Source organism: Janthinobacterium sp. Mn2066 (assembly GCF_049319705.1).
Lineage (GTDB): Bacteria > Pseudomonadota > Gammaproteobacteria > Burkholderiales > Burkholderiaceae_D > Janthinobacterium.
Window position 1 is genome coordinate 343,340 of record NZ_JBMOUF010000008.1, and the last position, 20,653, is coordinate 363,992.

The 20,653-nt window shown below is 63.6% G+C and carries 20 protein-coding genes; 12 read left to right on the forward strand and 8 right to left on the reverse strand.

All coding sequences use genetic code 11. The features are described from left to right. Window positions 1-109 precede the first annotated feature (109 nt). From ACL9RI_RS17900 to ACL9RI_RS17945, 10 genes are all read left to right on the forward strand, one after another. Window positions 110-1,195, forward strand: a complete 1,086-nt coding sequence (locus ACL9RI_RS17900; protein WP_422727850.1) for a DUF475 domain-containing protein — start codon at window positions 110-112, stop codon at window positions 1,193-1,195. 121 nt (window positions 1,196-1,316) lie between these two features. After that, on the forward strand, window positions 1,317-1,892 hold the full coding sequence (locus ACL9RI_RS17905; protein ID WP_183676730.1) for a TerD family protein: 576 nt from the start codon (window positions 1,317-1,319) through the stop codon (window positions 1,890-1,892). A 63-nt stretch (window positions 1,893-1,955) separates the two neighbouring features. Beyond that, complete coding sequence (locus ACL9RI_RS17910; RefSeq protein ID WP_422727851.1) at window positions 1,956-2,666, forward strand: TIGR00266 family protein; 711 nt, start codon at window positions 1,956-1,958, stop codon at window positions 2,664-2,666. An 84-nt stretch (window positions 2,667-2,750) separates the two neighbouring features. Continuing rightward, window positions 2,751-3,788, forward strand: coding sequence for an ATP-grasp domain-containing protein (locus tag ACL9RI_RS17915; RefSeq protein WP_422727852.1), 1,038 nt, complete (start codon window positions 2,751-2,753; stop codon window positions 3,786-3,788). Further along, window positions 3,785-4,942 (forward strand): phosphoribosyltransferase domain-containing protein, encoded by a 1,158-nt coding sequence (locus ACL9RI_RS17920; protein ID WP_422727853.1) that lies wholly within the window; start codon window positions 3,785-3,787, stop codon window positions 4,940-4,942. Before ACL9RI_RS17915 ends, ACL9RI_RS17920 begins: the two co-directional genes overlap by 4 nt. Continuing rightward, window positions 4,920-5,672 carry an HAD family hydrolase gene (locus ACL9RI_RS17925; protein ID WP_422727854.1) on the forward strand — a complete coding sequence of 251 codons (753 nt, stop codon included), beginning with the start codon at window positions 4,920-4,922 and terminating at the stop codon, window positions 5,670-5,672. Before ACL9RI_RS17920 ends, ACL9RI_RS17925 begins: the two co-directional genes overlap by 23 nt. Continuing rightward, window positions 5,669-6,769 carry a cysteine protease StiP family protein gene (locus ACL9RI_RS17930; RefSeq protein ID WP_422727855.1) on the forward strand — a complete coding sequence of 367 codons (1,101 nt, stop codon included), beginning with the start codon at window positions 5,669-5,671 and terminating at the stop codon, window positions 6,767-6,769. Before ACL9RI_RS17925 ends, ACL9RI_RS17930 begins: the two co-directional genes overlap by 4 nt. Continuing rightward, complete coding sequence (locus tag ACL9RI_RS17935) at window positions 6,762-7,754, forward strand: HpcH/HpaI aldolase/citrate lyase family protein (RefSeq protein WP_422727856.1); 993 nt, start codon at window positions 6,762-6,764, stop codon at window positions 7,752-7,754. Before ACL9RI_RS17930 ends, ACL9RI_RS17935 begins: the two co-directional genes overlap by 8 nt. Then, the gene (locus ACL9RI_RS17940) at window positions 7,751-9,010 is read left to right on the forward strand and encodes a TerD family protein (RefSeq protein ID WP_422727857.1); all 1,260 of its coding nucleotides are present in this window, start codon (window positions 7,751-7,753) and stop codon (window positions 9,008-9,010) included. The genes ACL9RI_RS17935 and ACL9RI_RS17940 overlap by 4 nt, the downstream gene beginning before the upstream one ends. A gap of 23 nt (window positions 9,011-9,033) precedes the next feature. After that, complete coding sequence (locus ACL9RI_RS17945) at window positions 9,034-9,408, forward strand: hypothetical protein (protein WP_422727858.1); 375 nt, start codon at window positions 9,034-9,036, stop codon at window positions 9,406-9,408. A 70-nt stretch (window positions 9,409-9,478) separates the two neighbouring features. Here ACL9RI_RS17945 and ACL9RI_RS17950 read toward each other — a convergent pair whose 3' ends face one another. Together ACL9RI_RS17950 and ACL9RI_RS17955 are read right to left on the reverse strand one after the other, a co-directional pair. Then, window positions 9,479-11,893, reverse strand: a complete 2,415-nt coding sequence (locus tag ACL9RI_RS17950) for a hypothetical protein (RefSeq protein WP_422727859.1) — start codon at window positions 11,891-11,893, stop codon at window positions 9,479-9,481. 128 nt (window positions 11,894-12,021) lie between these two features. Further along, a complete protein-coding gene (locus tag ACL9RI_RS17955) occupies window positions 12,022-13,035 on the reverse strand; it encodes a serine/threonine protein kinase (RefSeq protein WP_422727860.1) in 1,014 nt (337 codons plus the stop codon). A 103-nt stretch (window positions 13,036-13,138) separates the two neighbouring features. On the opposite strand from ACL9RI_RS17955, the gene ACL9RI_RS17960 reads away from it, so the two are divergent. Then, window positions 13,139-13,837 carry a UPF0149 family protein gene (locus ACL9RI_RS17960; protein WP_422727861.1) on the forward strand — a complete coding sequence of 233 codons (699 nt, stop codon included), beginning with the start codon at window positions 13,139-13,141 and terminating at the stop codon, window positions 13,835-13,837. 18 nt (window positions 13,838-13,855) lie between these two features. Here the strand turns inward: ACL9RI_RS17960 and ACL9RI_RS17965 are convergent, their stop codons facing one another. The 5 genes from ACL9RI_RS17965 to ACL9RI_RS17985 form a co-directional block, all read right to left on the reverse strand. After that, window positions 13,856-14,683 (reverse strand): ATP-binding cassette domain-containing protein, encoded by an 828-nt coding sequence (locus ACL9RI_RS17965; RefSeq protein WP_422727862.1) that lies wholly within the window; start codon window positions 14,681-14,683, stop codon window positions 13,856-13,858. 9 nt (window positions 14,684-14,692) lie between these two features. Beyond that, entirely contained in the window at window positions 14,693-15,748 is a 1,056-nt protein-coding gene (locus ACL9RI_RS17970) for a FecCD family ABC transporter permease (protein WP_422727863.1), read from the reverse strand. After that, window positions 15,745-16,683, reverse strand: a complete 939-nt coding sequence (locus ACL9RI_RS17975; RefSeq protein WP_422727864.1) for a heme/hemin ABC transporter substrate-binding protein — start codon at window positions 16,681-16,683, stop codon at window positions 15,745-15,747. Before ACL9RI_RS17975 ends, ACL9RI_RS17970 begins: the two co-directional genes overlap by 4 nt. Then, a complete protein-coding gene (locus tag ACL9RI_RS17980) occupies window positions 16,671-17,771 on the reverse strand; it encodes a hemin-degrading factor (protein WP_422727865.1) in 1,101 nt (366 codons plus the stop codon). The genes ACL9RI_RS17975 and ACL9RI_RS17980 overlap by 13 nt, the downstream gene beginning before the upstream one ends. A gap of 185 nt (window positions 17,772-17,956) precedes the next feature. Beyond that, entirely contained in the window at window positions 17,957-18,880 is a 924-nt protein-coding gene (locus tag ACL9RI_RS17985; protein ID WP_422727866.1) for a DMT family transporter, read from the reverse strand. A gap of 222 nt (window positions 18,881-19,102) precedes the next feature. Here ACL9RI_RS17985 and gcvA point away from each other — a divergent pair, with 222 nt between their 5' ends. Further along, window positions 19,103-20,041, forward strand: a complete 939-nt coding sequence (gene gcvA, locus ACL9RI_RS17990) for a transcriptional regulator GcvA (protein WP_422727867.1) — start codon at window positions 19,103-19,105, stop codon at window positions 20,039-20,041. Window positions 20,042-20,044: 3 nt separating this feature from the next. Here the strand turns inward: gcvA and orn are convergent, their stop codons facing one another. Continuing rightward, entirely contained in the window at window positions 20,045-20,641 is a 597-nt protein-coding gene (gene orn, locus ACL9RI_RS17995) for an oligoribonuclease (RefSeq protein WP_422727868.1), read from the reverse strand. Between the last annotated feature and the right edge of the window lie 12 nt (window positions 20,642-20,653).

The window sequence follows — 20,653 nt, forward strand, 5'->3', positions numbered from 1 at the left end:
AAATGCCCCAGGCTGCCGCGATACTATAAAATCATGGCGAATAGAATAATTGACTGGCCTCAACACCGGTCATCCACACCTGGTCTCAACACTCGCAAACGGGGTCTCCATGCGGCATTTCAGAGTTTCTTTTTTAGTTACCATCCTCCTGATGGCCATTGCCGGCTGGTGGGGCTACAGCCATGGCGGCGTGTCCGGCTTGCTGCAAGCGCTGTGGATCACGGGCGTGCTGGGCGTGATGGAAGTCTCGCTATCGTTCGACAACGCCGTGGTGAATGCCTCGGTGTTGCGCCACTGGAATGAGTTCTGGCAAAAACTGTTTCTCACGGTAGGTATCCTGGTCGCCGTGTTCGGCATGCGCCTGCTGTTCCCGCTGGTGATCGTGTCCGTCGCCACTGGCCTGGGCCTGGTCGATGTGTGGACCATGGCCACCACCACGCCCGACATCTATGCCCAGCACCTGACGAACAACCACGCGCAAGTGGCAGCCTTCGGCGGCGCCTTTTTGCTGTTGGTATTTTTGAACTTCCTGTTCGACGATGAAAAAGAATTGCACTGGCTGGGCTGGGCCGAGGAAAAAGTCAACGCACTGGGCACCGAAAGCCTGGCTGTGCTGATCACCATGGGCGCCGTCGCCGCCTGCGTGGCGATGGGACCTGCCGAACAAAAATACAGCGTACTGGCCTCAGGCATCGTCGGCATCGCCGTGTATATCGGCGTGAACTGGATCAGCGGCTTGCTGGAAGAAAACGAACCGGACCTGCAAGACGAAGACGGCGAAGAGAATGCGGCGCCGGCCAGGAACGGCAATGGCGACTTGATCAAGACGGTGGCGCGCGGCAGCATCGGCGGCTTCCTCTACCTGGAAGTACTGGACGCCTCCTTCAGCTTCGACGGCGTGATCGGCGCCTTCGCCATCACCAACGATGTCGTCATCATCATGCTGGGCCTGGCCATCGGCGCCATGTTCGTGCGCTCGATGACGGTATTCCTGGTGCACAAGGGCACCCTGGACGAATTCGTCTACCTGGAGCATGGCGCGCATTACGCGATCGGCATACTCGCGTTGATCATGTTCGCCTCCGTCAAGTACCATATACCGGAGTGGTTCACGGGCCTGTCCGGCGTGACCTTCATCCTGGTGTCGCTGTGGTCTTCGCTGCGGTATCGAAAACAGCAGGCGGCACTGGCTTGAAATCGGGATAACTGTCCCTATATAGGAAAGTAATGGCCGGAGTGACAAACACACTCCGCCATGACGGCAAGAGCATCACCATTTTTACGCCTTCTATTGACTAAATACAAAGGAGCACGACATGGCAATCAGTTTGCAAAAAGGCGGCAACGTCAACCTGAGCAAGGAAGCACCGAACCTGCGCAAGATCATCATCGGCCTGGGCTGGGATCCACGCTCGACCGACGGCGCCACCTTCGACCTTGACGGCAGCGCCTTCCTCCTGAAAAGCGACGGCAAGGTCCGTGGCGACTCCGACTTCATCTTCTACAACAACCTGAAATCGACCGACGGCTCCATCGTCCACACGGGCGACAACCAGACCGGCGAAGGCGAAGGCGACGATGAACGCATCGAAATCGACCTGTCCCGCGTACCGGCAGACATCGACCGCATCAGCATCACCGTCACCATCCACGACGCCGACGCGCGCCGCCAGAACTTCGGCATGGTCTCGAAAGCCTACATCCGCTGCCTGAACGCCGAAGGCGAACGCGAAATCGCCCGCTACGACCTGTCCGAAGACAGCTCGACCGAAACGGCGATGATCTTTGGCGAGATCTACCGCTACAGCGGCGAATGGAAATTCAAGGCCATCGGCCAGGGTTTCAATGGCGGCCTGGGTCCTTTAGCTCGCTCGTTCGGCGTGAATGCTTAAACATTCCAGCATCTAGTCACAGCCGCCTGGAAGTCATCAGGCGGCTTTTTTTTGGAGATTACCATGCCAGTATTTAGTGTCACGGGTGACGTCGATCCCTTTTTGCATGTCAGCCTGAAGCAGGGCGAGACCATTTATTGCGAATCGGATGCGATGGTGATGATGGAAACGGCGCTCGACCTGAAGGGCAAGATGACCGGTGGCCTGGGCAGCGCCATCATGCGCCGCTTCGCCAATGGCGAATCGTTCTTCCAGCAGCATATCGAAGCGGTGCGCGGCAACGGCGATTGCCTGCTCTCGCCTACCCTGCCGGGCGCCATCGAAGTGGTCGACGTGGGCGCGCGCCAATACCTGCTCAATGACGGCGCGTTTGTCGCAGCCACTTCGGGCACGGAAATGAAAGTGCGCACGCAAAGCCTGGGCAATGCCCTCTTCGCCCAGTCGGGCGGTTTCTTCGTGATGGAAACCTCGGGCACCGGCCAGGTGGTGGTATCGGGCTTCGGCTCCATGTTCCAGCTCGACGTCGAGCCGGGCAAGGATGTCGTGATCGATAATTCCCACGTGGTGTGCTGGGACAGCACCCTGAAGTACGAAATCTCGGTGACCACCAGCGGCTCGGGCGGCATCGGCGGTTTCCTCGGCAATATCGTCAACAGCGTGACCAGCGGCGAAGGCATCGTGCTGCGCTTTTCCGGCTCGGGCAAGGTCTACGTCTGCTCGCGCAACCGCGACGCCTTTTTGAAATGGACGGCGTCGGGCGGCAAATCGAGCTAAACGCATCAACGCTGCCGGCCCCTCCCCCTTCCGCGCGCAGATAGCCTGCGCGCGGCTTTTCTCTTTTCACCCGGTTTCCCGTACATGCACAGAGTCTGGTTCAACAAAACATTTTCCTCGGTCGCCACGGCCATGCGGCTGATACGCGAAGCCGACCTGCTTGCCAATGGCGGCAAGCCGCGCTATCACCTCGTCTGCAGCAATACCAATGCGCATGCGGCAGCGTTCCTGGAAGCGCATGACTATGCCGTCGAACCGGCCGGCCTGACGGGCGAGGCCTATGTGGAATGGTGTCTGGACTTTTGCCGCACGCGCGAGATCACGATTTTCTGGCCAGGCAAGGAAGCGGGACGCATCGCCAGCGCCAGCGCGCGCTTCGCGGCCATCGGCGTGCGCCTGCTCAGCGTCGCCACCGAAGCAGTGCTGGCCCTGATGCATGACAAGGCGCGCTTTTGCGCCAGCCTCGATTTGCCGATGGCGCGCCCGGCCGACTACCGCGCCGTCAATACCATCGAAGAATACGACGCCGCCTACGCCGAGCTGCGCCCGCTGCACCGTACCCTGTGCATCAAGCCATCCGAATCCGTGTATGGCCTGGGTTTTGCCGTGCTCGATGAAGAGCGCTCCAGCGCCCAGCTGCTGCTGGCCGGCGCGGCGTACCAGATCAATGCGCAGGAGCTGCGCAGCGGCCTGGCGCAGATGGGGACCTTCAAGACCCTGCTGCTGATGGAATACCTGGACGGCCATGAATACAGCGCCGACTGCGTGGCCGACCAGGGCACCCTGGTGTGCGCCATACCGCGCAAGAAGCTGAAGGCAGCCGGCAGCGGCCAGCTGATCGAACTGCGCGCCGACCTGCTGGCCGCCTGCGAAAAACTCACGCGCAACTATCAGTTGAACGGCGTGTTCAATATCCAGTTCCGCGAGGGCGCGCACGGCCTGGCGCTGCTGGAAATCAATCCGCGCATGTCCGGCGGCATCGGCATGGCGTGCGCCGCCGGCCCCAACCTGCCCTACCTGGCGCTGGCCGGTTTCGACCAGGGCTACGACAAGCTTACCGTGCCACCGGTACGCGAAGGCCTGCGCGTGGCCGAGACGGCGCACGCCGTGGAGCTGCCATGAATATCGTCAAAAAACAGATGCCCACGGGCGAACTGACCTTGAAAGTGGACGATGCGCGCTTTCCGCTGGACTGGCTGGTCGGCTTTGCCGCGCGCGCCAACGCCAAGCGCGGCTTCCTGTTCCTGTCCAAGGTGCTCGGCAAGCACTGGCCCGTGACGCCGCGCGCCATGGAAGCGATCCACGACGACCTGGCGGCGCAGATTCCTCCCAGCCTGCCCGGCCCCGTGGTGTTTATCGCCATGGCCGAAACGGCCGTCGGCCTGGGCCAGGGCGTGTTCGAAGCCTGGCTGCGGGCGAACCCGAATGGCAAGGCGCTGTTCCTGCATAGCTCGCGCTACCGGGTCGGCAGCGTGCCCTTCTTCGAATTCGAGGAGTCGCACAGCCACGCGCCGCGCCAGTTCCTGCATTTGTCGGACGCCGCCAGCCTGCTGTTTTCCACCGCCCGCAGCCTGGTGCTGATCGACGACGAAGCGTCGACCGGCAACACCTTCGCCAACCTGGTGGCAGTGTGCCGCGCGCGCTATCCGCAACTGGAAAAACTGCACCTGGGCGTGATCACCAATTTCATGGGCAAGGATGCCAACGCGGGCCTGAGCGAACGCTTCGGCTTGCCCACCAGCATCGGCGCCGCCCTGTCCGGCCAGTACGCGTTCCAGGTGGGCGCCGTGCCAGCGCCATCGGCCGCACCGGCGCAGCGCTTCGAGGCCGAACAGGAACGGGGCGCCAGCCCTGCCTTCGGACGCATCGGCGTGGGCCGCGCCTTGACGCCACCGCAAGGCCTGGCCGTGCAACTGGCCCAGGAAATCGCCACCGGCGACACGGTGCTGGTGCTGGGCACGGGCGAATTCATGCACCCATCGTTCCTGCTGGCGCGCGAGCTTGAGGCGCTGGGCAAGAGCGTAGTGGTGCAATCGACCACGCGCTCACCGATACTATCCTGGGGTTCCGTCGGCCATATCGTATCGTGCGACGACAATTACGGCGAAGGCATCGCCAACTACCTGTACAACGTCGCGCCGGGCCAGTACCAGCACGTCTTGATCTGTCATGAAACGCCGGCCAGCCCGGCCCTCATGCAACTCGCCGGCCAATTGAACGGCCGCCTGTTCCACTTTCAGTCAGAGACCAAAATTGAAGAAATTCCTGTTTGTTGACCTGGACGATACCCTGTTCCAGACGCCAAAAAAATGCGTAGGCGAAGCCGACCTGCAGCCGGCCGCCTACCTGAAAAACGGCGATGCCTGCTCGTTTACCACGGCGCGCCAGCGCGCCTTTTTTGAATTCGCCCAAAGCGGCATGACCCTGATCCCTGCCACGGCCCGCAATGGCGACGCGTTTCGCCGGGTCGACCTGCCGTTCACCAGCTACAGCGTGCTCGATTACGGCGGCATCGTGCTGCAGCCGGGCGGCGCACTCGACGCGGGCTGGCTGGCCTTGATGCAGGAAGACATGCAGACAGCCCTGCCCGGCCTGCGGGACGCCATGCGCATCATCGACGATTTCCAGGCCAAGGCCGGTTTGCCGTCGCGCGCGCGCCTGATCGAAGACTATGGCACGCCGTTCTACATCGTCGTCAAGGACCATGAGGCGCGCGGCGAACGGCTGGCCGAGATCGAACAGCAGGTGCTGCTGGACTGGATCGCTTGCGAGGGCAAGGATTACTTCATCCACCGTAATGGCAACAACCTGGCCGTGCTGCCCAAGACCCTGAACAAGGCGCGCGCCGTGGCCTATTTGCGCGCAGAACTGGAAGCCGAACACGGCCCGATTTTGAGCTTCGGCATGGGCGACAGCCGCTCGGACGCCCGCTTCATGGCCGAATGCGATTACGCCATCGTGCCCAATGGCACGCAGCTGGCGGCACTCACGGTGGCGGCGCTATGACGGCCATGCATTTCAGCGGCAGCTACCGCCAGGAAGACGTGCATTTCCTGCTCACGCCGATGGCGCTCGAACCGATCCTGGACCTGGCCGAGAAAGAGCGGCTGATCCAGTCGGGCCAGCGCCATTACAGCGAAATGCTGTCGCCGGAATCCCTGCCCTCGCCCGCCTACCTGGCCCTGTTCCAGAGCGCGTTTGCGGCCAACCGATTGCAGATGGCGCGCGACTGCCTGCGCCTGGCGGCCCTGATTGCGGCGCGCCGCAGCGGCCCCGTCACGCTAGTGTCGCTGGCGCGCGCGGGCACGCCGGTGGGCGTCATTCTGGGCCACGTGCTGCGCCAGGTATTCCAGCGTGAATGTTGCCATTATTCGGTCTCCATCATCCGCGACCGCGGCATCGACGCCAACGCCCTGCAGCACATCCTGGCGCAGGGCCACGCGCCGGAAGCTATCGTGTTTGTCGATGGCTGGACTGGCAAGGGGGTGATCTCGCGCGAACTGCGCCAGGCCGTCAACGACTACAACGCACGGCACGGCACGGCAATCGACGGCGGCCTGTTCGTCTTGTCCGACCTGGCCGGCACGGCCGCCTGCGCCGCCTCGTCCAGCGACTACCTGATACCGTCGAGCATACTGAACGCCACCGTGTCAGGCCTGGTCAGCCGCTCGGTGCTCAATGCGCAGATCGGCGCGGATGACTTCCATGGCTGCGTCTATTATGAACAGTTCGAAGCGCACGACCAGTCGCGCGCCTTCGCCGATGGCTTGCTGGCCGACGCCCTGGCGCTGGCGGCAAACGAAGGCTTGCCCTTGGCCGAGGCCAGCGATGCTGCTGCCATGGCCGCCCGCTCGCAAGCCTATATGGCGCAGGCGCAGCACGACTACGGCGTCGAAGACATCAACCTGATCAAGCCCGGCATCGGCGAAGCGACGCGCGTGCTGCTGCGCCGCGTGCCCGAGCGCCTGATCGTGCGCGACACCACGGCGCCGGACGTGGCCCATTTGCTGCTGCTGGCACAGGAAAAAAATATCCCCGTTAGCGTGCAAGCGGCACTGCCTTACCAGGCTGTCGCCCTGATCAGGAGTGCCGTCGATGGATAAAAATCTCCACCCGCAAAGTGAACACAAGGCGGCGCTGGGCGCCTCCATGTATGTGCCGACCACGCACAAGGATTTGCTGGCGATCGCCAACGGCGATAAATTGGGCCATCTGCGTTCCGTGATCTTTTGCACGGAAGACGCCATCGCCGAACGCGACCTGAGCTACGCGCTGTTCAACCTGTCGCTGGCGCTGCAAACCATGCGCGAGGATTCCGACACGCTGCGCTTCGTGCGCGTACGTAATGTGGAAGTGCTGGCGCGCGTGCTGGGCATGCCAGGTTCGGACAAGCTGAGCGGCTTCGTGCTGCCCAAGTCCACGCGCCATAATTTCGCCAGCTATTTCGAGCTGGTGCGCCACACGCACCACCTGTTGATGCCGACCCTGGAAACGGTGGAAGTGTTCGACGACGAGGAAATGAAGCTGTTCCGTATCATGCTGTCAGCGCCCGAGGTGCGCCGCCGCATCCTGGCGCTGCGCATCGGCGGCAACGATCTGCTGGCCTTGCTGGGACTGCGCCGGCCCACCACCGGCACGATTTACCAGACGCCGCTGGGCCAGGTGATCGGCCGCCTGATAACGCTCTTCAAGCCGCACGGTTTTCAATTGACGGCGCCCGTCTTTGAACACCTGTCGCAAGGCCAGTGGCTGGACGCCGAGGTGGCGCAGGATATGGCGCACGGCATGATCGCCAAGACCGCCATTCACCCGGACCAGGTGCCGCAGATCGAGCGCCACTACCAGGTGGCGCAAGCGGATATTGAACTGGCGCTGCGCATCATCGACCCGGACAGCCCGGCCGTCTTCCGCATGCAGGATGCGATGTGCGAAGTGGCGACCCACGGCAGCTGGGCACAGCGCATCATCGAACAGGCGAGGCTGTTCGGCATCCGCCACGCCGCCGCCCCACCGAACCACTCAGCAACTCATTCAGCAACGCACTCATTGAGCAACCCCACCAGCGACGAAGGGACTACACGATCATGACTAATTTCACACGCGGACAAAAAGGCAAACTGGCTGACCTGGGCTTGAATGGTCCCTTCGCCGTCACGCTCGACATCGTTTCCGGTTCGATGGAAGTCGATGTCAGCTGCTTCGGCGTCGATGCCGGCGGCAAGCTGTCGGACGACCGCTACATGGTGTTCTACAACCAGAAAAGCTCGCCGGACAACGCCATCACGGTCGCACTGAACGGTCCCCGCTCCGTGTTCCAGATCGACCTGGCCCGCCTGCCTGCCTCCATCGACAAGCTGGTGTTTACCGCCGCCACCGAACAGGGCAGCATGCGCGCACTGGGCGCGTCCAGCCTGGCGCTGGGATCAAACGCCAGCTTCGCGTTTGCAGGGCAGGACTTCCAGGACGAAAAAGCCGTCATCATCGGTGAGCTGTACCGCCGCGACGGCAGCTGGCGTTTCGGCGCCGTGGGTCAGGGTTTCGCAGGCGGCCTGGCGGCGTTGCTGAAACACTTCGGCGGCAGCGAAGCGAGTCAATCCACGCCCGCCCCTGCGCCGATTCCAGTCCAAGTCCAAGTCCCAGTACCGGCACCGGCCGCGCCACCGGTCAATAAAATCTCGCTGTCGAAAATCCGCCTGGAAAAACGCGGCGACAAGATCTCGCTCGACAAGCGCGACAGCGGCGGCTATGGCCGCATCAGGGTCAACCTGAACTGGAACCAGAATGCGCCGCAGAACCCGGCCGCCACCGGCAGCCAGAATACGGGTTTCCTGGGCAAGCTGTTCGCCAAGCCGGCCGAAGCGGCCGGCGGCATCGACCTCGATATCGGCTGCCTGTTCGAAATGACGAATGGCGCCAGGAGCGCCGTGCAGGCGCTGGGCAATAGCTGGGGCGCCTTCGACCGTCCGCCGTATATCCACCTGGAAGGCGACGACCGCACGGGCAGCGCCAGCGACGGCGAAAACATCTTCATCAACGGCACCCATTTCGACCAGATCAAGCGCGTGCTGGTGTACGCCTTCATCTATGAGGGCGTGCCCAACTGGGCAGCCACCGATGGCGTGGTGACGATCGACATTCCCGGCCAGCCCACGGTAGAAGTGCGCCTGGATAGCCACAGCCCCTACGCCATGTGCGCCATCGCCATGCTGGAAAACCACGGCGGCAATCTGCAGGTGACGAAATTGGTGGAATACTTCGGCGGCCAAGGTAAAATCACTGCGCACCAGGCGATGGACGAGCGTTACGGGTTCGGCCTGAACTGGAAAGCCGGCCGCAAGGACTAACTCTTTAACCACACAGCCCAACCATGACCCCTACGAGCAAAAAAGTCACCTTCGCCTTCGCCATCTTCATCCTGGCCGGCATTCTGCTGCTGGCAGCCTACACCTGGCTGTCACTCAGTTTTTCGTATTCGGAAGGCGAACGGGCTGGCTACCTGCAAAAGTTTTCCAAGCGCGGCTGGATCTGCAAGACCTGGGAAGGCGAGCTGCTGCTGACGGCGCTGCCAGGCACGATCCCGGAAAAATTCCAGTTCAGCGTGCGCGATGAAGCGGTGGCCAAGCAGTTGTCGGCCGCCGCCGGCAAGCATATCCTGGTCAGCTACAGCCAGCACAAGGGCGTGCCGACCCAGTGCTTCGGCGAGACCGAATACTATGCGGACAAGGTGGTATTGAGTCCCTGATGCTGCTTCCTGCATAAAAAAAACGGGGCCAGACGATGAGTCTGGCCCCGTTTTTTATGCCTGCATCTTTCTAGCGCGCGCGCCACACGCCGGCCGCGCCATCGGGCAGCTGCGCCAGGCTGGCGGAGCTGGCTTGTTCCGCCTTGGCGCGGGCCGACGCCAGCGCGCTGGCAAACTCGCCATGCTGGTGCTGCTGTTGCAAGCTGACGCGCAAGCTCGCCAGTTCGCGTTCCTGCTGCTGCGCGCGCTGCATTTCCAGTTCCAGCAATTGCTGCTTCGCCTCGGCCATGGCGCGCGCGGTGTCGGCCGCCTTGCGCTGCAGGGCCGCGTGCGCCTGGGCACCGGCCAGCAAGGCGTGCTGCGCCTGCGCCTTGTCGCTGGCGGCCTGCTGCGCGTCCAGCTCCAGCTGCTCGCGCTGGCGCATGGCGTCCAGCGCCTGCTGCTCCAGCACGGCGCGCGCTTCGGCGGCGGCAGTCACCTGCTTTTCCGCTTCCAGGCGGCCGGCGATGGCTTTCGATGCCCGTTCTTCGGCAGCGCTGGTCTGGCGCTGCTGCACCAGTTTTTGCTCGATCAAGGCCAGCGATTCGCGCTCGGCGCTGACAAAGTCGCGCTCCGAGGCCAGCAGCGCTTCGGCCGCCTGCGCTTTTTCAGTTTCCACGCGGGCGCGCTCTGCATGTACCTGGCCCAGCTCCACGGCCAGGCGCGCCTGCGCCTGCACCGCTTGCGCTGCCGCCGCTTTTTGTTCGCCTTCCACCAGCGCCTGGTCCATCAGGATGCGGATGGCGTCCGCCTCCTTTTGGGCCGCCTGCGTCAATGCCTGTTCGGCCGCCTGCTGGCCACGCAGCAGTTCAGCTTGCACCGCTTCGGCGGCGCTGCGTTCCTGTGCCGCCTCCAAGGCCAGCGCTTCGGCATCGAGCCTGGCGTTCAGGGCGTCGATGGCGGCCTGCTCGGCTTCGGCGCGCTGCTGCTCCGCCATCTGCAGCAAGGCTGCCTGGGCGGCTTTTTCCTCGGCCAGGGCAGCTGTTTGCGCCTGCGTCACCAGTTGCGCATCGACGCTGGCGATGGCTTCCTGCTCGGCCGCATTCTGGCGCGCCGCCAATGCCTGCCTTGTTTCTGCCTGCTCGACGCGCTCTTGCGCCAGATGCACGGCGCGCTGTTCTTCTTCCGCCAGCAAGGCAGCGGCAGCAGCGGCGGCCTGCTCGGCCGCTTCACGCTCCCTGGTGCGCGCCAGGGCTGCCGCTTCCGCTTCCAGCTTGGCGTGGCCGGCGGCTTCTGCATCCTGTTCGGCTGCCACGCGGGCCAGCGCCACGTCGCGCAACTGGCGGTCCACTTCGATGCGCGCTTCGGTAGCGGCCAGGATGCGCAAGTCGGCGTCGCGGCGCGCCTGGGCGCTGGCAACGGCCACCATTTCCAGGCGCTCGCGGTGAACGGCGGCGTCACGCAATTCTTTTTCGGTCTGCAGGCGCAGGTGCAGCGACTGCGCCGCATGGCGTTCGGACTCCGCCTGCGCCAGGGCGATCGCTTCGCGTTCCTGTTCCAGGTGGGCCAGCGCGCGCGCTTCTTCCAGCGCCCGTACTTCGGCAGCGGCGCGGTTAAAGGCCGATTCCAGCGCGATCTGGTCGGCACGCTCGCGCTGCACCGTCAATTCCAGCGCTTCGCTTTCGGCCTGGGCCAGCATCTGCGCCGTCTGGCGCGCGCCATGCGCATGGCGCTCGCGCTCGCGGGCCAGCACGGCCATGCGCGCATCGGCCGAAGCGATGCCGATCATTTCATCCTTGGCGGCCTGCACGGCCGCCACGCGCTCCAGAGCCTGCAGGCGCGCCTGCTCGGTCTGTTCCAGCAATTCTTCGGAGGCGCGCGCGGCCTGCTCGGCCAGCTCCGACTGCACGGCGATCTGTTCGCTGGCGCGCTTGCGGTTTTCCTGTTCCGCGCGGGCGCGCTCTTCGGCAGCCAGGCGGATTTCATTGTCCGCTTCCACGCGGGCGCGCAATTCGGCCGTTTCCTGCTTCACCGCTTCCAGCCGGGCCACGCTCGCCTGCGCGGCGGCGCGCATGGTTTCCAGGCGCTCGCGGTTGGCGGCGATGGCGTCTTCGGCTGCCTGTGCATTTTGCTGCGCTGCTGCAGCGGCAGCGGCGTCAATCGCGGCGCGGTCTTCGGCCAGCGAACGTACGCGCGCTTCGGCCAGGGCCCGGCTCTCGGCGGCGCAAGTGGCTTTCGCTTCCGCTTCCACGCGGGCGATGGCTTCGTGGATGGCTTTGAGTTCCATTTGCTGGCGGTCGGGAACGAGCTTGGTTTCACTCACGGCCGCTACTTCAGCTTGGGGTTCAGCTTGCGGCGCCGATTCGGCAGAGGCTGAAGCGGCGGGAGCGGCGGGAGCGGCCAGTTCATGGAAATCATGCAGCGAGACGATGCTGTCCTGGTCAAACCCATCATCGGCGGCGTAGCCGCGGTCGAGGGAGGCGGCCTGGTTGTGCTGTGCTTGCATGATTTCTCACTTATTCGTGTCAATTCCATCGTTTTATGGAACTATTAGCGCCATTATCGAGCAGGCATGCGCCATTCAGCAGCCCAAGAAGAAGGCAATTTACGGCCTTGTTCCCAATTTAAGGATGGTTAAATTGGCCATAAGGGCGCCTCGTCCATCAATGAAACCTGTTCCCGAAGTTCAAGAATCCGGTCCTGCCAGTAACGCTGCGTATTAAACCAGGGGAAGGCGACGGGGAAGGCGGGGTCGGTCCAGCGGCGGGCCAGCCAGGCCGAGTAATGGATCAGGCGCAGGGTGCGCAGCGCTTCGACCAGGTACAACTGGCGCGGGTCGAAATCGCAGAAATCTTCATAACCGGCCAGGATGTCGCTCATCTGGCGCACCATGTCGCCCCGCTCGCCCGACAGCATCATCCACAAATCCTGGATGGCCGGCCCCATGCGGCTATCATCGAAATCGACGAAATGGGGGCCGGCGTCCGTCCACAGCACGTTGCCGCCATGGCAATCGCCATGCAGGCGCAGCACGGCGGTGCTACCGGCGCGGTCATAACAGCGCTGCACGCCATCGAGCGCCTGCGCCGCCACGCTGGTGTAGGCCGCCAGCAGTTCGGGCGGAATAAAATCGTTGGCCAGCAGGTAATCGCGCGGCTCGGTGCCAAAGGTAGCCGGGTCCAGCGCCGGGCGCTCCTTGTACACGGACAGCGCGCCCACGGCGTGGATGCGGCCGATGAAGCGCCCTATCCATTCCAGGGTGAGCGGATCGTCCAGCTCGGGCGCGCGGCCGCCATGGCGGGGAAACACGGCGAAGCGGAAGCCCTGGAACTGGTGCAAGCTCGTGCCATGGAGGGCCAGCGCCGGCACCACCGGGATCTCGCGTTCGACCAGTTCAGATACAAACGCATGTTCTTCCAGGATGGCCGTGTCGCTCCAGCGCTCGGGGCGGTAAAACTTGGCCACCAGCGGCGCGCTATCCTCGATACCGACCTGATAGACGCGGTTTTCATAGCTGTTCAGCGCCAGCAGACGGCCATCGCCGCGCAAACCGATGCTGTCCAGGGCGTCGAGCACGCAATCGGGGCTCAGTGCAGAAAAGGGATGGACGGGCCGGGCGTCCTCGTGCGGCTGGTTTTCGTTGTGCATAAGCGCCATTGTAAGGGGCCGGCAGGCGCAGGTGTGCAAACACTTCGGCGGCAGCGGTCAGCAAGGCGTATACTAGCGGCTTACATTCCACAAAGAGCAAGCCATGCAACTCGAACAGCCATTATCAGAAAAAGAATTCGACGAACTAGACCAATTCCTGTTGTCGGAGCGCTGCTCCGAAGACGCGATGACCATGGATATGCTGCACGGCTATCTGACGGCCGTCGCCATCGGCCCGGAACCGATCATGCCGGCCGAGTGGTTGCCGCGCGTCTGGGGCGAAGATATCAAGGATGCGCCGAAATTCAAGAACAGCAAGGAAGAAGAGCGTATCATCAACCTGATCATGCGCTTCATGAATGAAGTGCTGGTGACGTTTGAAGTGGCGCCGAAAGAATTCGAACCGCTGTTCGTCGAGCACGAGCACGCAGGCCAGACCCTGATCGACGCCGAAGCCTGGTGCTGGGGCTTCTGGGATGGCATGGAACTGCGTCCCGGCTCGTGGGATGAAATCTGGGATTCCGAAGTGGGCGACCTGATGCAGCCGGTGTACCTGCTGGGCGCCGACGAAATCGAGGAAGAAGAGCTGCAACTGGTGGAAGACCCGGTCAAGGCGCACAAGCTGGCCCAGGAACTGGAAGCCAACCTGCCCGCCATCCACCGTTTCTGGGTGCCACGCCGCAAACCGGCCGTGCAAACCATCAAGCGCGAAGAGCCGAAAGTGGGCCGCAACGACGACTGCCCTTGCGGCAGCGGCAAGAAGTTCAAGAAGTGCTGCGGCGCTGAAGGCGCTGCCGAGTAATTGCCGTACGGCCGCCCCTCAGGCGGCCGATGCCGAGGCGGCACACAGGCGCGGCTTGCACAAGCCGCTGCTGCCGTTGGCGCCACGCGCCGGAATCACGCACACGTCACCGTTGGCATTGGTGGCCGTCGTCAGCGCGATGCCGTACAGTTTTTCCAGCGCCGGCAAGGCCTGGGCATTGCTGGCGATATCGTCTGTCAGCTGGCCCGAACGCACCAGCAGCAAACGATCAAAACCCAACAAGGCATGGTTGATGTCGTGCAGGATGGCGACCACCGCGTGGCCACGCGCACGGGCAAAACTGTCCAGGCTTTCCAGCAGGTCGAATTGCAAGCCAGGGTCCAGCGCGGCCAGCGGTTCATCGACCAGTATCAAGCCGTTTTCGCTATCCCACATCTGCGCAAAGATGCGCGCCAGTTGCACCCGGGCCTGCTCGCCGCCGGACATGGTGTCCAGGGTGCGCCCCAGCAGATGCGTGGCGTGCGCCAGCGCGGCCGCTTCCCTGACGATATGATCCAGCTGCGGGTCGGCCAGGCGCGCCACGCGGCCCAGGCCGATCACCAGCTCCGACAGCAAGCCAAACGCCACGTTCGACGCTTGCGGCAGGACGGCGCGGCGCAGCGCCAGTTCGCCCAGCGACCACTGCGCCAACGGCCGGCCAGCCAATTGCAGCTGACCAGACTGGGGGCGCAGCTCGCGCGCCATCAGTTTCAGCAGGGTCGATTTGCCGGCCCCGCTGGGCCCCAGGATGGCGACCCGCTCGCCCGCCCCGATGGCGAGATTGAAAGGGCCGAAATACTGCGATCCCAATCGGGCGGTGGCAAATTGTAGTTCCAGTAACGACATAAACCCTTCCTAGGCGTTGCTGTGGCGGAAGCGCCGCAACAGCATCAGGAAAAATGGCCCGCCCAGCAAGGCCGTGAAAATACCGACGGGGACTTCTGCCGGAATGGCCGCCGTGCGCGCCAGGGTATCGGCCAGCAACAGCAGCAAGCCGCCCGCCAGCATCCCCAGCGGCAGCACTTTGCGCTGGTCGGCGCCCAGCCAGGTGCGTACCAGGTGCGGCGCGATCAGGCCGATAAAACCGATGCCGCCGCACCAGGCCACGGCAAAGCCGGTCAGCAGCGCCACCAGCACGATCACTTGCGTGCGCAGCTTGCCCACGTCGATGCCCACGTGCTGCGCCGACGATTCCCCCAAGGCCAGCGCATTGAGGGCGCGCATCAGATGGCGCGTGGCCCACAGCGCAACGAGCATCACCACCAGCAGCGCGGCCACCTGGCGCCAGCTGCCGGCCGACAAGGAACCCAGGGTCCAGAAGGTCAGGGTGCGCAATTGATCGTCGCTGGCCATGTAGATGCACAGGCCCATGACGGCCACCGTGATGGCGTTCAGGGCCACGCCCGTCAGCAGCAAGCCGACAATGGAACCGGGCGTGGCCCAGCGGGCGACCCTGTCGAGCAGCACGCAAATGAGCATGGCGCCGCCAAACGCGGCGGCCGGCAGCAGCCACAGGCGCAGCTCGGGCGCCACGTGCAGGCCAGCGGCAAACACGATGGTGATGGCGCCAAAGCAAGCCGCGCCACTGCTGATGCCCAACAGACCAGGGTCGGCCAGCGGATTGCGGAACAGGCCTTGCGTGAGGCCGCCGGCCAGCGCCAGGATGGCGCCCACCAGCACGGCAAACAGGGCGCGCGGCAAGCGGATATGCCATAGCACATAGGCCCCGCCCGACAGTCCATCGTCGCCCGAGCTGGAATATAGCGGCGCCAGCCAGTCATGCAGCGTCACCGGCACGGCGCCCGCCTGCACGGCGATGATCAAAGCGGCAGCCAGGGCCGCGAACAGCAGTCCGGTGGCGCCCCAACGCCAGCTTGTCAGCCTGGCTGGCGTCAAGGCTACAGCACTCATGCCGCCATGGCTTTCGCAAATGCGGCATCCAGGTCGGTCAGCGCCTGTGGCATGCGCGGGCCAAAACCCAAGAGCAGCATGGCTTCCAGCGAGACGATGCGGTGTTTGCGTCCGGCCGGCGTCTGCTCCAGTCCCGGCAATTTCAGGATACCGTCGACACCGCCCGAGGCTTTCAAGCCCTGGTCGGTGACCAGCACCACGTCGGGACGGGCGGCGATCACCGCTTCCGGCGTGAGCGGCTTGTAGCCGGCAAAACCTGCTTGACCACCCATCACATTGACGGCGCCCGCATAGGCCAGCATGGCGTCGGCGCCCGTCTCGCGGCCACCCACCATCACCTGGTTCGGCGCATGCGCGAGGATGAACAGCACCCGCACCGGCGCATGTGCTGACGACTGGCGGCGCTGCTGCACGCTGGCCAGCGCGCCATCCCATTGTTTTTGCAGGCTCTGCGCCAGACGCGCCGCCGGTTCCACCCGGCCCGTCAACTGGCCCACCTGTTTTACCCGCTCCAGCACGCCTTCAAACTTGTTATTGGCGTTCAGCACGGCGACCGATACGCCCGCGTCGCGCACCTGGCGCAGCACGGTCGGCGGCCCCGCTTCTTCGGTGGCGATCAGCTGGGTCGGCGCCAGCGACAGCAAGCCTTCGGATGACAGGGTGCGCGCATAACCGACCTGCGGCAGCTTTTGCGCCGTGGCGGGAAATAGCGAGGTGGTATCGACACCCACCAGGTCGGCCTGCGCATCGAGTGCGTAGACAATCTCGGTCAGTGCGCCGCCCACGCTGATGATGCGGCGCGCCTTGGTCACCGGCTTGCCCGCGTCGGCCACGGCGGCCAGCACCTGCATCGGTGCGGCCAGCGCCAATGCCCCAACGCCCATTTTTTTCAGCGCGATCCGGCGCGCGACACTGGCGGCGATCAAGCGGCGCATAATTCGTACTCCTGTTGTGCTTTCTCGACGATGTTGCGCCATTCGCACAGCTCATGCGCGCCCGGTTTGCGTTCACCAAAGAACATGACGATGGTGTCGCCGTTTTCATCGAACAGTTCGACCGACGTGACCAGGCCGTCGACGGTGGGTTTGCGCACCACCCAGGCGCTGGCGACATGGTCTTCGCGCAAATGCAGGTTGAAGCGCGCATCGAGGATATTGATCCACGGGCCCATCACGGCAATCTTTTGCACGGGGCCGGAATGGATCTGGATCATGCCGGCATTGCCGACAAAGGCCATGATGGAGACATTTTCGCGGGCCGCGTCATTGAGCAGGTCCAGCACGCAGGCTTTATCGAGCTGCTGCACGAAACGCGCTTCCGCCAGGCGCAAGCCTTGCAGGCGCGAGACCGAATATTTTTTCAGCAAGGTAAAAAATTCATGCGTGTCGCGCAGGTCGGCCCAGGCCGCGCGGAAACCCGCCACGTCGATCTGTGCATCGGGCAGTTCCGCCGGCTGCGGCGCCGGCGCCGTGACGGTGAGGCCGGGCTGCTGGTCGTCGCTGGCAAAACGCGTCACCAGCGCCTCGTAGGCGGCCAGCTCGCTTTGCGGCTTCAGAAAAATCTTGTGCACGGCATGTCCGGCCGCGTCAAAAAATTGCAGGCTGCGCTGCACTTCCTTGTCACCCATTTCACTGACGGCAAAGCCGTGGGCCCACTGGCGGTAAAACACGCGCAGGTCGATCTCGCCACCAAGCACCAGGCCCACATGGTTGTTGTGGCTGGCATTGCGGTAAACGCCGGTTTTTTCATGCACGCACGAGACATTGCGCGTCAGGGCCATGACTTCGCCCAGCGGCTCCAGGGCGGCGACGATGGCTGGCCAGTCGGCCTGCAGGCGCTCGGCGCCCAGCAAGGCGCCATCGGCCAGGGACAAGCCCGCGTGTGCGGCAATCAGCTCGCCTTCGGAGATATTGAGCTCGGCGGCGATATCGCGGTGGCGGGCTTTCTTTTCACGGCGCAGGCGGGCAAATTCACCTGCGATGCTGTCGGTGCTGCGTGGAGTGAGCTCGGATGGAGACGGCACGGTGTATTCCTTTCAAGGCAAACACTGGCTGGCTTCACGCTGGCTGGTCAGGATGGATCGTGCTTAGATTATAAATGAGAATCATTCGCAACTGAAATTTATTTGTGCGCACGCGTGCATCCTGCCCTGCCACGCAAAAAAAACGCCGCGATCAACGCGGCGTTTGTCTGGCAATCTCCAACAACTCAGGCGCTGGCCTGCGCGCCAGGCATGGACCCGGCTGCGGCATCGTCCTTGGTTTCGGCCTTGGGTGCAGAGCGCTGCGCCAGCAAGATCACGGCCGCCAGCACCATGGCGCCGCCCAGCAATTGCGTGCCGCTGACCTTTTCGCCCAGCAAGGTTACGCCAAAGGCCATGGTAATCACCGGCTCGAAGGTGGAAATAATCGACGCCTTGGCGGCGCCGATCTGCGCCACGCCGGCAAAGAAGGCGGCAATCGCGACAGCGGTCGAGAACAACGCGATCACGCCGACCGCCAGCCAGCCCGTGGCCGTGCCAGGCAAGGAGACTCCTTGATACACCGCAATCGCGCTATTGGCCAAACCGGCCGTACCCAGGATCACCACACAGGCGGCCAGCGGGTGGATGTTTTCCTTGCTCTTGGCCAAGCTATTGCCGAACAAGATGTAGACGGCGTAGACGCCGGCCGCCATCAGCGCCAGCGCGATGCCGATCGGCTGGCCCTGCAGCTTGCCACCGAGGGTGATGGCCATGCCGCCGATGGCCAGCGCCATCAGCAGCAGCATGCGGCGGTCCAGCTTTTCCCAGCCCAGCGCCAGCGCCAGGATGGTGACCAGCACGGGATACACATACAGCAGCATGCCGCACAGGCCGCTGCTGGCGTACAGCAGCGCATTGAAATAGCCTTGCGACTGGGCCGTGTACATCAAGCCCATCAACATATAACCGGCCAGCAGGCGGCCACGCGGCAAGCGCCAGCCACCGAGCCACACCAGCGGCAGCAGCAGTGCCGCCGCGATCACGAAACGCAGGGCCAGCATGGTCGACGGGTTGACCCCGGACGCATAGGCGGCCTTTGCAAACACTGCAGAGCTGCCGAAACCGGCAGCCGACAGCAACACCAACGCAACAGCGCGGCGATCAGACATGAAAACCTCTTCAATAATCGGGCAAATCGTGTGTAAGGCAGGAGAAGCAAGGCGGGATGTGCGGATCGCCTCTGCGGGCGGCCTGATTGCTGTCCTGAGTGTCATGCATTAGACATATTGCGGGTCTTGTAACGCATAGTCGGCATCATATTCGCTTGCGCAAGATGAAACAAACCAATATTCTTCACGGATAGACCCAATAATATTAAGGCTCCACTTTTCATGTCACGCCATCTGCCCCCGCTCGCCGCCCTGCACGCCTTCGAGGCCGCCGCCCGCCATGAAGGCTTCCAGCGGGCCGGTGAAGAATTGCATGTCTCGGCCGGCGCCATCGGCCACCACGTCAAGCAGCTTGAGGCTTGGCTGGGGGTGGTCTTGTTCCAGCGCATGCCACGCGGCGTGACCTTGACCAGCGCCGGACAGCGCTATGCGGCAGCGCTGGCCCCCATCCTGATCCAGCTGGCCGATGTCTCGGAACAGGCGCGCCGCCAGGGTGATGAAAAGGTGGTCACGGTCACGGCCACCAGCTCGCTGGTGTCGCGCTGGCTGATGCCGCGCCTGGGCCGGCTGCGCGACCGCCACCCGCAGATCGAATTGCGCGTGCTGGCCTCCATGCATCCGGTGGACCTGGTGCGCGATGGGGTGGATGTGGCGATACGCCTGGGGCCGGGGCGCTATCCGGGCCTGAAAGTGGATTTATTGATGGAGGAATGGTTTTCAGCCGTCTGCAGCCCCGGTTTCAAGGCCAGCGCCAGCAATCTGCGCACGCCGGAGGACTTGCTGCGCTACCCGCTGCTGCACGACGAGCCGGAAGTGCACCTGCCCGGCGAAATCGACTGGGCCCGCTGGCTGCACAGTTGCGGCGTGCATTACAGTGGCAATAGTGGCAATAGCGGCGCGCGCTTTTCGCATACGTATTTATGCCTGGATGCGGCCGCCAGCGGCCAGGGCGTGGCGATTGCGGCGAGCCCGCTAATCAGCGACGACTTGCGTTCGGGCCGCCTGGTGCGCCTGTTTGAACACAAGGTGCTGGGACCGCTCTGTTATTACCTGCTGCGTTCGCCCCAGGCGGAAATCCGTCCGCAGGTGCACGCATTTTGCGAATGGCTGATCGCCGAAGCGCGCGCCGACCAGGAAGCAGTCTGGCCGGCGGTGGGGTAATGATTACAGCTTGATGAAGTGCTCGCGGTAATACTTGAGCTCTTCGATCGATTCCAGGATATCGGCCAGCGCCGTGTGCTTCTGGTGCTTCTTGAAACCGGTGGCGATTTCAGGCTTCCAGCGCTTGCACAGCTCTTTCAGGGTCGAGACGTCCAGGTTGCGGTAGTGGAAGAACGCTTCCAGCTTCGGCATGCCGCGCACCATGAAGCGGCGGTCCTGGCCAATGGTGTTGCCACACATGGGCGACTTGCCTGCAGGCACGTATTTTTTCAGGAAGGCGATCAGTTCCGCTTCCGCCTGGGCTTCCGTCACGGTCGACGCCTTGACGCGCTCGATCAAGCCCGAACGGCCATGCGTGCCCTTGTTCCAGGCATCCATCTTGTTCAGGGTTTCGTCGGACTGGTGGATGGCAAACACCGGACCTTCGGCCAGCAGGTTCAGGTGCATGTCCGTCACCACCACCGCCACCTCGATGATGCGGTCGGTGTCTGGCTCCAGGCCCGTCATTTCCATGTCGACCCAGATCAGGTTCATTTCATTGGGACGCGCAGGAACGGCGGGTGCAGCAGCGGATGCAGTTAAGTCGGTCGCTTGTGACATAATTCTCTCTTG